The 10814-nt window shown below is 69.7% G+C and carries 11 protein-coding genes; 2 read left to right on the top strand and 9 right to left on the bottom strand.

The genetic code is table 11. The features are described 5' to 3' along the window. The 9 genes from E1200_RS25705 to E1200_RS25745 all read right to left on the bottom strand — a co-directional run. Positions 1-664: hypothetical protein (locus E1200_RS25705; RefSeq protein ID WP_207933544.1), on the bottom strand; the 664-nt coding region annotated here is incomplete at its 3' end. A gap of 23 nt (positions 665-687) precedes the next feature. Continuing rightward, positions 688-1983 (bottom strand): MCE family protein, encoded by a 1296-nt coding sequence (locus tag E1200_RS25710; protein ID WP_131954646.1) that lies wholly within the window; start codon positions 1981-1983, stop codon positions 688-690. Further along, a complete protein-coding gene (locus tag E1200_RS25715) occupies positions 1980-3044 on the bottom strand; it encodes an MCE family protein (protein ID WP_131954647.1) in 1065 nt (354 codons plus the stop codon). Before E1200_RS25715 ends, E1200_RS25710 begins: the two co-directional genes overlap by 4 nt. Then, positions 3044-4069 (bottom strand): MCE family protein, encoded by a 1026-nt coding sequence (locus tag E1200_RS25720; RefSeq protein WP_131954648.1) that lies wholly within the window; start codon positions 4067-4069, stop codon positions 3044-3046. Before E1200_RS25720 ends, E1200_RS25715 begins: the two co-directional genes overlap by 1 nt. Further along, entirely contained in the window at positions 4069-5094 is a 1026-nt protein-coding gene (locus E1200_RS25725) for an MlaD family protein (protein ID WP_131954649.1), read from the bottom strand. The genes E1200_RS25720 and E1200_RS25725 overlap by 1 nt, the downstream gene beginning before the upstream one ends. Beyond that, positions 5094-6170 (bottom strand): MlaD family protein, encoded by a 1077-nt coding sequence (locus E1200_RS25730; RefSeq protein WP_165950459.1) that lies wholly within the window; start codon positions 6168-6170, stop codon positions 5094-5096. Before E1200_RS25730 ends, E1200_RS25725 begins: the two co-directional genes overlap by 1 nt. After that, complete coding sequence (locus E1200_RS25735; RefSeq protein ID WP_131954650.1) at positions 6167-7201, bottom strand: MCE family protein; 1035 nt, start codon at positions 7199-7201, stop codon at positions 6167-6169. Before E1200_RS25735 ends, E1200_RS25730 begins: the two co-directional genes overlap by 4 nt. Next, positions 7198-8052 (bottom strand): ABC transporter permease, encoded by an 855-nt coding sequence (locus tag E1200_RS25740; RefSeq protein WP_131954651.1) that lies wholly within the window; start codon positions 8050-8052, stop codon positions 7198-7200. Before E1200_RS25740 ends, E1200_RS25735 begins: the two co-directional genes overlap by 4 nt. Next, complete coding sequence (locus tag E1200_RS25745; protein ID WP_131954652.1) at positions 8052-8855, bottom strand: ABC transporter permease; 804 nt, start codon at positions 8853-8855, stop codon at positions 8052-8054. The genes E1200_RS25740 and E1200_RS25745 overlap by 1 nt, the downstream gene beginning before the upstream one ends. Before the next feature lie 338 nt (positions 8856-9193). Between E1200_RS25745 and E1200_RS25750 the strand changes: the two genes are divergently transcribed. Together E1200_RS25750 and E1200_RS34975 are read left to right on the top strand one after the other, a co-directional pair. Then, complete coding sequence (locus E1200_RS25750; RefSeq protein WP_243708831.1) at positions 9194-9784, top strand: MarR family transcriptional regulator; 591 nt, start codon at positions 9194-9196, stop codon at positions 9782-9784. A 98-nt stretch (positions 9785-9882) separates the two neighbouring features. Then, positions 9883-10671 carry a lytic transglycosylase domain-containing protein gene (locus E1200_RS34975; protein WP_131954653.1) on the top strand — a complete coding sequence of 263 codons (789 nt, stop codon included), beginning with the start codon at positions 9883-9885 and terminating at the stop codon, positions 10669-10671. Positions 10672-10814: the final 143 nt, after the last annotated feature.

Genomic DNA, 10814 nt, shown 5'->3' on the forward strand with positions numbered 1-10814 from the left:
GCTTGAACGTCTCGCCCAGCTGGGGAAGGGTGTTGGCCTTGTAGCTCTCCAGGAGGTCGCCGCCCATGAGCTTCTGGGCCTTGTCCACCTGCCCCTGGTAGTTCTGCGCGTTGTAGTTGAACGCGACGTCCCCGTACGCGGCGGCGACCTTGCGGACGGCCTCCCGCTCGTCCGCCTCGGACGACAGGCCGCTCGCGGTCCGCCACTGCCAGATGCCGAGGCTCGCGAGCAGCGCGACCAGGACGACGATCACGACGGCCTGGACCGTGGTCAGGCCGAGGATCCCGGGTCGGGCGGGGGCGTTATCGGTGTCCTCGTCCTCGGCCGGCTCGGCGGGCGCGGTGCTCTTGCGGACCGAGACCTTCTTCGGTGCCTCCTCCTCGTCCTCCTCCGGGGGTTCGAGGCGGGCCGGGCGGGGCTTCGCGGCCTTCGTGCTCTTCGCGGCCTTGGCGGCGGGCTCTTCTTCAGCCTCGTCGTCCTCCTCGGCGTCCAGGGCCTCCAGGACCTCGTCGAGGTCCTCGTCGTCGATCACCTCGATGACCCGCACCCGGCGCTTGCGCTTGGCGGCGGGGCGCGGCTCGGTCCGCGGGGTCTCCTCGGTCGCCGCCTCGACCTCGTCGGCCGTGTCCTTGCCGGCCTCGTCCTTGCCGGTCTTGGCTGTCACTTCGGGCACTCCTCGGGGTTGGGTCAGTCCTTGGGCCGGCGGAACCGGCTCAGGCGGGACACCACGGGCACCGAGCCCATCATGACCCTGATCAGCACCAGCAGGGCGATGACCGGGGGAACGTACATTAGCCACATCGGCGGCCCGCCAGAAGAGTCTTCGCGGTTCGCGGCCTTCTCCGCCTGGAGCTCGCGCTGGTCGAGCGCGGGGTTGTGGGTCGGGATCGTCTCACCCGGGTTCTTCGCCTTGAAGGGCTTCTGGCCGATCGCGGCCGGGGAACGGCCGTCCGGGCAGTTCGGGATCTTGTCCGCGAGCGGCTGCGGCAGCGGGCGGTCGTACTCCAGCGTCGCCGGGGTGTTCAGCGTCAGCTCGAAGTAGATGTTCAGGATCGGGGCGCCCTCGTCGGTCCCCACCACGTTGTCCAGGACGACGTTGAGGTCCGGCGCCTTCGCGAGCGTCTCCCGCAGGTCCGCCAGGACCGCGGGGTTGTGCCGCTTGAGCCCCCAGTTGCCGAGCACCTCGGCGGTGCACTCGAAGTCGGGGCCGGTCTCGTCCAGCAGGTCGTTGACCGTGGCCAGCAGGCCGGGCCCGTCGTCGCGCAGCTCCGCCAGCTCGCCGCGGACCTGGCTGAGCGCCGCGGTCAGCGCGGCGAGGTTGTCGATGCCCGTGCCGAGCGAGCCGCGGTTCTGGTTCAGCACGCGGGTGATCTTCGCGAGGTCGTCGGTCAGCCCGTCGAGCAGCTCGGTGTTCTGGGCGAAGGTGGAGGTGAGCTGGTCGCCGCCGTGGATGACCTGCTGCAGCGACTGCTCCCGCCCGGACAGGCCCTCGGCCAGTTCGTGCGTGACGACCCTGGCGTCGTCGGGGTCGATGGCCTCCAGGCTGTCGATGACGGCGCCGAACAGGTCCCCGTACTTGGGCGGGACGCTCGTCTGCGACACCGGGATGCGCGAGCCGGGCTTCATCGGCGGCGCGTCGGTCTTGCCGGGCGCCGGCGTCAGCTCCACGACGGGCTCGCCGACCGCGGACTTGCGGGCCGCGGCGGCGGTGACGCCCTGCGGGATCTTGACGCCCCGCTCGATGTCCAGCCGGACGACGACCTTGTCCTTCACCAGGTCCACCGAGTCGATCTTGCCGATCCGGAGGCCGAGGTAGTCGACCTCGAAGTTCGGGTGCAGGCCCGGGGACGACTCGAACTCCACCGTGATGTGGTACGGGCGGTCGATGAAGTCGAACCGGATGACGTTGTTGAACGCCCAGACCACCATGACCACGGCGAGCGCGGCGAACACCGCCAGGTTGATCGTGATTCTCGTGCTCATCGGCGCGGCTCCAGGATGTTCTCGATGCCGGGCAGGGCGCCCTTGAGCTCCTCCGGAACCTTGGTCCCGCTCGTCCTCGCCGTATTGGTCGGGTAGTCGGCGTCGGGGTCGACCGGCGACCCGTCCGGCCAGAGGAACCGGAGGATCGGGTAGAGCAGCAGCTGGCCGTCGTAGCTGGCCTGGGGCAGCTTGTCGGTGAAGGTCACCAGGCCGTTCACCAGCTCCGTGAGCCGCTTGCGGTTGCCGCCGAGCGACTGCAGGACGGGGTCCAGGTCCGCCAGGAGCGCCCGGAACCGGCCGATGCGCCGCTCCAGGACCTTGTCGTTCAGCTGGCGGGCCAGGTGGGTGAGCCGGTCCACCGTCTGGATGATCTCTTCTTTGTTGTCGTTCAGCAGCCGGGTGGTGCGCTCCAGCCGTTCGGGCGCCTGGTCGAGCGCGTCGCCGCCCGCGGCGAGGGACCGGCCGAGCCGGGCGAACCGGTCGACCGAGTCGCCCAGCTCGCGGCGCTGGTCGGCGAACATCTTGAGCAGGCCGCTCGCCTGGGCGATCGTCTTGTTGAGCTTCTCGCCGTTGCCGTCCAGCGCGGTGGCCCCGGCGTTGACGACGGTGGCCACGTCGTCGCCCGCCAGCGCCTCGATCAGCGGCCCCGCCTGCCCGACGACCTGCTCGAACGACGGCTGGACGCTGGTGTTGGCGATCACCGCGCCGTCGGCGAGGAAGGGGCCGGCGTTCATGCTCTTGCCCGGCGGCATCCGCAGGTCCACGTAGTTCTCACCGAGCAGCGACGTCACCTTGATCTCGGCGACGGTGCCCTCCGGGATCTTGATGTCGTCCTCGATGGACAGCGTCACCTTCGACTTGTAGCCCGACAGTTCGACCTTGGTGACGCTGCCGACCGTGATGTCGGACATCTTGACGCTGTGGCCCGCGACGAGCTGCTGCACGTCGGTGAAGGTGGCCGTCAGCGTGAGGTCGCCCTTCGGGGCGCCGGCCGTCTGGTAGGAGCAGCCCGTGAGCGCCACGGCCATGGCGACGACGAGCACGAGTACGGTCCGGCCCATCAGTTGCCTCCGTTGTCCCAGGGACAGTTCGAGTTGGGCGGGGGCAGCGGGCAGCCGACGTCGTCGGTGTTCATCAGGCTCTTCAGCCACGTCCGCAGGAACGCGTCGGTGGCGAACCTGATGTGCAGCGACTTGGTGTCGTGGTGGTAGCCGCCGAGGAGCGCGTCGCCGACGTCGGGCAGCGCCCCCACCAGCTGGGCGATCTGCTTGGTGTTGCCCTTGAGCATCAGCGCGGTCCTGGTGAGGACGGCCAGGTCGTACGGCAGCTGCCCCTTGTACTTCTGGAGCAGCCGGTCACCGTTCTTGGCCAGGTCCAGGACGGCCTTGATGAGCTGCTGCAGTTCGCCCCGCTCGGCGCTGAGCACGCGGGACGCCTCCCCGAAGTCCCGGATGAGCGAGCCGAGGACCTCCTCGCGTCCCCGCACGACCCCGGCGAGCCGGTCCAGGTTCCGCGCGACCTCGATCAGCTCCTTGTCCTGCCCGGCGACGTTCTCCACCAGGCGGGCGCTCTGTTCGAGGGTGGCGTTGAACTGCCGGCCGGTGCCGTCGAGGGTCTCGGCGGCGGTGCCGAGCGCGGACTGCATCTTCGTCGGGTCGAGCGCGTTGGCGAGGTTGGTGAAGGAGCTGAGCGCGTCGTCCACCTCGACCGGCACGTGGGTCCGCTCCAGGGGGATGACGTCCGCGGTCTCCTTCGGCTGGCCCGGCTGCCACGCCGGGTGCAGGACGAGGTTCCGCTCGCCGATGAGGTTCAGCGGGACGATCGACGCGTGCACCCCCTTCGGGAGCGGGACGTCCCGGTCCAGGTGGAACGTCACCTTGACCTTGTCGCCCTGGTTCTCGACCGTGTCGACCAGGCCGACGTCGGCGCCCATGACCTTGACCTTGGACTCCGGGTAGAAGGAGCGGGCCTTCGGGACGTAGACGACCATGGTCCGGTCGCCGCTCGCGGCCGGGACGAGCGAGCACCCGCCGAGGGAGGCGGTCAGCGCGAGGCCGAGTGCGGCGGCGACGGTTCTCGCCCTCATCAGTTGCCTCCCCCGGCGTTGCGCGGCGTGGAGTGCGGGCCGACCGGCTGCAGCGGCCCGAGCCCGGTGATCAGGCCCTCCACCCAGCGGCCGTTCCCCTTGAGCTTCGCGACCTGCGCGAACGTCGGGCCGAGCAGCGAGAAGTTGGTGTTCAGCGCGTCCATGTTGGGCGCGAGCCGGGTGGTCAGCAGGTGCAGGTTGTCCAGCAGCCTGTCCAGCTTCTTCTGGTTCTGCGAGATCACGTTGGAGAGCGTCTGGACCGTCCGGCTGCCCTGCCCGATCGTCGAGGCCAGCTCGTTGCGCCGCCGCACCAGGGTGTCGAGCAGCGTCTGGCTGGCGGTGATGATCTGGTGGAGCTGCTGGTCCTTGGCCGCCAGCGTGCCGGTGATGGTCTTGCTGCTCTCGATCAGCCGCTCGATCTCCGGGTAGGAGTCGTTGAGCATCTGCGACAGCTCCTGGATGTTGGTCAGGATCCGGTGCAGCTTCTTCGCTCCCGGCGACTCGATCTGGTTGATCTGGGTGAGCAGCTTGTCGACGCTCTCCTGGTCGAGCTTGCCGACGATGTTCTGCGCGCCCTCCAGCGCCTCCGGGATGGTGAACGGGACGCTGGTGCGCCCGAGCGGGATCCGGCGCTTGGACTCCGGCACGTCCGCCATGTAGGGCTTGGCGACCGGGCCGGTCAGCCGCAGGTACCGGCCGCCGAGCAGCGTCGTCGTCTGGATCTCGGCGCGGGTCTGCGGCCCGAGGTCCATCCCGGCGTTCATGTGCCAGGTGATGATGACCTTGCCGCGCGCGAAGTCGGGCTTGACGTCGGTGACGCGGCCGGCCTTCACGCCGGCGATCCGCACGTCCTGGCCCTTCTTCAGGCCGGCGACGTCGCTGAACTCGCCGCTCATCGTGTAGCCCCGGTCGAACAGGTGGAGCTGGCCGACCGCGAAGGCGAACACGCAGCCGGCGCCGAGCGCGGCGAGCGTGACGATCGCGACGATCTTGTGGTTGACGTCGCGCAGGGATGGGAGCGCCATCAGCCACCCCCTTGCAGCATCTTGCGCAGCTTGGCGAGTTCGTCCTGGGTGGGCGCGTCGGTCCCGGGGGCCTGCGGCAGACTCATCTCGAAGGGGCAGGGCCCCTGCTCGATGTTCAGGCAGAGCGCGTTCGAGCGCAGGAAGTGGCCGCCGTTCGTCGCGGCGAACAGCTGCCGCAGCGTCAGCGGGAGCTGCTGGACCATCTTCTCCAGCTGCTTCACGTTGAGCCGGAACGTCTCGGCGAACAGGCCGAGGTTGTCGATGATCCGGGCGAGCTGGGCGTCCTGGCCGCCGAGCACGGCGTTGAGGTTGGTGGTGACTCCGCCGATCTCCACGATGGCGTCCTCAAGGAGCTTGCGGTTGTTCGCGAACACCGTCGTCAGCGATTCGAGGTTGTCGACGCTGGCGGCGATCTGCTGGTCGCGCTTGGCGACCGCCTGGCTCACCGTCTCGTAGTTGTCGATCATCCCCTCGATGGTCTTCTTGCGCAGCGCGAACGTCTGCAGCAGCGCGTCCAGGTTGTGGTTCAGGAGGGAGATGTTCTGCTCGTTGCCCTCCAGCGCCTGGGAGAAGGAGAAGAGGATCTTGTTGAGCTGGTTGGGGTCGAGGCTGCGGGTCAGCGGGCCGAGCGCGTTGACGATGGCGCCGAGGTCCACGACCGACCTGGTGTGCGGGACGCGGTCGCCGGGGCCGAGCTTGCTCTGCTCCCTGCCGGGCTCCAGGTAGATGACGCGCTGGCCCATCACGTTGCGCCAGCGGATCGCGGCGGTGGAGTCGGTCGGGACTTTGACCTCCCGGTCGATCCGCATCTCGACGACGGCCTTGCCCCGGACGACCTCGATGCCCTCGACCCGCCCCACGGGCGTGCCGGCGACCTTCACGTCGTCGCCCTCCAGCAGGCCGGTGACGTCGTCGAACGTCGCGGTCAGCTCGTAGCGGTCCCGGAAGCTCGTGCCGAGGATCATCTGGCCGATGTAGAAGGTCAGCACCCCGGTCACGGCCACGAACGCCAGGAACTTCAGCACCGTGGCCGACTCGGGCCCGCGCGCGGTCCTACCGCGCAGCCGCGACTTCATGACCGCCCCCCGCCGCGCGTGGGCGTGCAGGCGTCGACGAAGATCTTGCACATGTCGAGCGGCAGCGTGGCCCGCGCCTGGGCGATCGTCCTGCCCTCGGGCCCGGGGACGCGGATGATCCGCGACAGCAGGCCGAAGAAGCCGATCAGGCCGTCCATCAGCACCGGCAGGTTGCGGCGCTCGTCGCTGACCACGGCGACGGCGTCGCCGCCGTTGTCGATGATCGAGCCGAGGTCGGCGCCGCGGGCCTGGAGCGTGTTGCCGACCTTGTCGCCGAGCTCGCCGGTCTGGCCGAGCAGCTGCTCGATCTTGTCCGGCCGCTCGGTGACGACCTGGGAGATCCGGTTGAAGTCGGCGGTGATGCCGGTGATGGCGTCGCCGCGGGACGCGAGCGTGTCCGACAGCCCGTTGACGTTGCGCAGCAGCGCGTTGATCGCCGCCCGGTCCCGGTAGGTCGCGTCGACGACCTCGGCCCCGTTGTCGATCGTGCGGCGCAGCGCCGGCCCCTCCCCGGAGAGCCCGGCGCCGAAGGTGTGCAGGATCGTGGCCACCTCGTCCGGGTTGATCGCCTTGGTCAGCTCGAAGGCCGGCCACGCGGTGTCGGACAGCTCCTCGGGGTTTTGGGTCTTGGCGACCGTCCCGCCGTCCTTCAGGAACGGTCCGTTCAGCTCGTTCGCGCCGAGGTCCAGGACGAGGTCCTTGGGCCCGAACACCGACACCGGCTCGATGGCCGCGGTCGTGGTGCTCGCGACCTTGATGCCCTCGTCCACGCGGAACCGGACCTTGACGCGGCCGCTGTCCTCCAGCGTGAGCTCGTCGACGTTGCCGACCGCGATGCCGCGGATCTTCACGTCCGACTTGCCGGGGTCGAGGCCCTGGCCCGCCCGGTCGAAGGTCGCGGTGTAGTAGGTGGAGCCCCCGTGCGACGGGGTCGTCCCCACGGCCACGAGGACCGCGCTGGCCGCGATGACGCCCGCGCCGACCAGACCGAAGATCGTCCGGGAGCGGGCGGACAGTGTCTCCTCGCTCATCCGGTCAACTTCACTGTGCTGCCGTGGCCCCAGAAGATGTAGGACAGGACCAGGTTCATGAGGATCATCAAGATGGTCGACTCCCGGATCGCGCGGCCCGCGGCGACGCCGACGCCTACCGGCCCGCCCGCCGCGTAGTAGCCGCGGTAGCAGTGGATGAACATGATGATGAAGGCGAACACCGCCACCTTGATGACGCTGTAGAACACGTCGATCGGCGGCAGGTAGAGGTGAAAGTAGTAGTCGTAGATACCGGGCGAAAGCCCGAAGTACTGGATCGTGATGAACCTGGTGGCGAAGAACGCCATGAACAGCGAGACCAGGTACAGCGGGACGAGCGCGATGACGCCGGCGGCGACCCGGGTGCACACCAGGTAGGCCAGGGAGTTGATGCCCATGACCTCCAGCGCGTCGATCTCCTCGGAGATCCGCATCGCGCCGATCTCGGCGGTGAAGCCGGTGCCGACCTGGGCGACGAGCGCGACGCCCGCGATGATCGGGGTCACCTCGCGGACGTTGGAGTAGCTCGCGACGAGCCCGGTGAACGCCTCCGCACCGATGCGTTCCAGCCCGGGGTAGCCCTGGAGGCCGACCATCGCGCCGGTGGCCAGCGACATCGTCGCGATGACGAAGATCATGCCGCCGCCGATGACGAGCGCGCCGACGCCGACCGTGATGTCGCTGACCTGCTTGGCGAGCGTCCTGCCGTACTTGCGCTTGAAGATGATGTCGACGAACAGGTGGTAGAGGACCCTGCCGAGGAAGACCGGCAGCTGCGCCGACATGGCGAGCCCGGCGGTCCGGACCCTGACGGCACGGCCCAGCTTGCGGACGGGGGATATGGCGACCATCAGAACCTCGGGGGGAACAGGACCTGGTAGATCATGGTGAGGATGTAGTTCGTCGCGAACACCACGATCGAGGTGACGACGACCGCCTTGTTCACCGCGCGGCCCACACCGACCGGGCCGTAGTCGCAGTTCATGCCCATGTAGCAGGCGACGGAGGCCGCGATGAACCCGAACACCCACGCCTTGAACAGGGTGATCATCAGGTCCGAGAACTGGAGCAGGGTGGTGGCGCCGTCGAAGAACGCGCCGGGGCTGACGCCCTGCTGGATGACGTTGAAGTAGTAGCCGCCCAGGACGCCCGCCAGGATCACCACCGAGCAGAGCAGCCCGGACACCATGCTCGCCGCCCACAGCCTGGGGGTGACCAGGCGGTGGATCGGGTTGATGCCCATGACCTCCATGGCCGCGAGTTCGTCGCGGATGTTGCGGGCGCCCATGTCGGCGGTGATCGCCGAGCCGCCGACACCGGAGACCAGCAGCGCGGCGGCCAGTGGCGCCACCTGCTGGATCATCGCGGCGGTCAGCAGCGCGCCCGTCCCCGACTGCGCGCCGAGCTGCCGGGCGATGTCGCCGACCTGCAGCGAGATGGTGGCGCCGAGCGGCACCGCGATCAGCATGACCGGGACGCTCGTCACGCGGGCGAGGAACCAGCACTGCTCGATGAACTCGCCCCACCACTGGCGGACGTCCCAGGTGCGGCGGAGGCCCTCCAGGAGGGTCACGCACAGCAGCCCGGTCTCGTCGAGCGCTCGCCCGACGCGTCTGCGCGCCAGATCGGGGGCCTTCGTCAGGCTCACCGCCATCAGCCGGCGACCTCCTGCGGCGGGACCCGCGTCCCCGGCGGGGGCGGGCCGCCACGCGGGGGCGATCCCCGCCACGCGGGCTCACGAAGGGCCATGAAGCCTCCCTCGGTCTCGGACGTCGGCGCCCATCCGATGCACGGCATCCGCCGGGCCACGGGCGGCGCCCTCGTACCTGCTCTGGTTCGCGCCGCCTTGGTCTCGGCAGAGACCGGGATCACCCGCGGCCCCGGGCGCCCTAGCAAGCACTTGGGTACCGCTGTGATCTGAGGCACTCTATTGGAAGAAGGTCTAAGAAGCGAGTACTTACATGTTGATTTGTCCGAAGCTACGATCGGCCGGTGCGAACCGGGGCGCGACGCGACGTCGCCGACGAGGCGGAAGACGAGATGGACGACGGTATCGACCCGCTGGTCATGGGCGTCAGGGACCGCTGGGAGGACCAGGGCCTGGACGGCGGTCCATGGCCGTTCATGTCCATCTGCGCCGTCGGGCGCCTCAACCAGTTGCTCACGAAGGCGCTTGAGGTCGAGCTGAAGCGCCTCGGCCTCACCCGGACCGGGTACTTCCTGCTGACGACGCTCGCCCTGTCCAACCGCGGGCGGTCCCGGCTGAGCTCGCTCGGGCGGATCCTGATGATGCACCCCACGACCGTGAAGCTCACCGCCGACCAGCTGGAGGCCGTGGGCCTGGTCACCCGGGCCCCGCATCCGCGCGACCGGCGGGCCACCCTCGTCGAGATCACCGCGGCGGGCCGCGACCGGGTGAACGAGGTGAGCCTGGCGCTGGAGGCCCCCGAGGGGGAGCTCGCGGTGTTCGGCGGCATGCACCGGCACATCTTCGAGTCGCTGCAGCCCGCGCGGCTGGCGGCGGGCGATGTGGAGCTGCTGAATCCGGGCGGCGGGCGGGGCCGGGCCGGCCCGGACGGGTGAGCGCGGGCGGTGAGCAGGACGGGTGAACCGTGTGTCACCCTGTCGGCGTACCTCCCTCAGGACGACACGTTCCCCGGGCGATAAGGCAGGCTTCTCCTATGCCAAAGAGTCGCGGCAAGCGCGGAAGTCACGGCGCCGGCAGGCGGCGCGCCGAGGTCCCCCTGCCCCGGGACTCCGCCGAGTCCCACCAGCCCGGCCCGTACGGGCCGGACGGGTTCCGCCCCGAGAAGAAGCGGCGGCTGCGGCGGGCGCTCACCAGCAACGTCACCATCACGGCCGTCGCGATCGGCGCGGTCGGGGCCGCGGTCGTCCTGGTGGACATCGACCGGTTCGTCGAGGACGACTCCAAACCCCCGAAGATGGCCGCCGCTGGACTGTCGACCAACGACATGCTCGCCAAGCTGACGTCGGCGTCCGACATGGACCCGGTCGCCGCCGACGCGATCGCCGCCGCCAAGAAGCGCGCCTACTTGGAGCACCAGCGCGAGCTGAAGCGGCTCAAGGAGAAGGCCGAGCGCGAGGCGAAGGCGCGGGCGGAGCTGAAGGCCCGCCAGGAGCGCGAGCGGCTCGCCAGGTCCAACCCGAGCGCGGCGCAGAACAAGGCGTACGGCAAGAAGATGAACGCCCTCAAGGGGTGGAGCCGCTGCTGGCCGTCGCTGCTGACGCTGTGGGAGCACGAGAGCAACTGGAACGAGCGGGCCGAGAACCCGTCCAGCGGCGCCTACGGCATCCCGCAGTCGCTGCCCGGCAGCAAGATGGCGAGCGCCGGGGCCGACTGGCGCACCAGCTCCCCCACCCAGATCGCGTGGGGGCTCGGCTACATCAAGGCCCGCTACGGCGACCCGTGCGGCGCGTGGGCCTTCTGGCAGCGCAACAACTGGTACTGAGCCCGTGCCGGGTCAGGGCCGACCCCACCGGGAACGCCCGCACCACCGCGTCCAGCCCCCGCCACGCGGTCCAGGCCCCGGCGAGGCAGGTCGCCGCCCACAGCCAGAACGCGGGACGGCGTGTCACGGCCACGGCGATCTGA

Source organism: Actinomadura sp. GC306 (assembly GCF_004348665.1).
GTDB lineage: Bacteria > Actinomycetota > Actinomycetes > Streptosporangiales > Streptosporangiaceae > Spirillospora.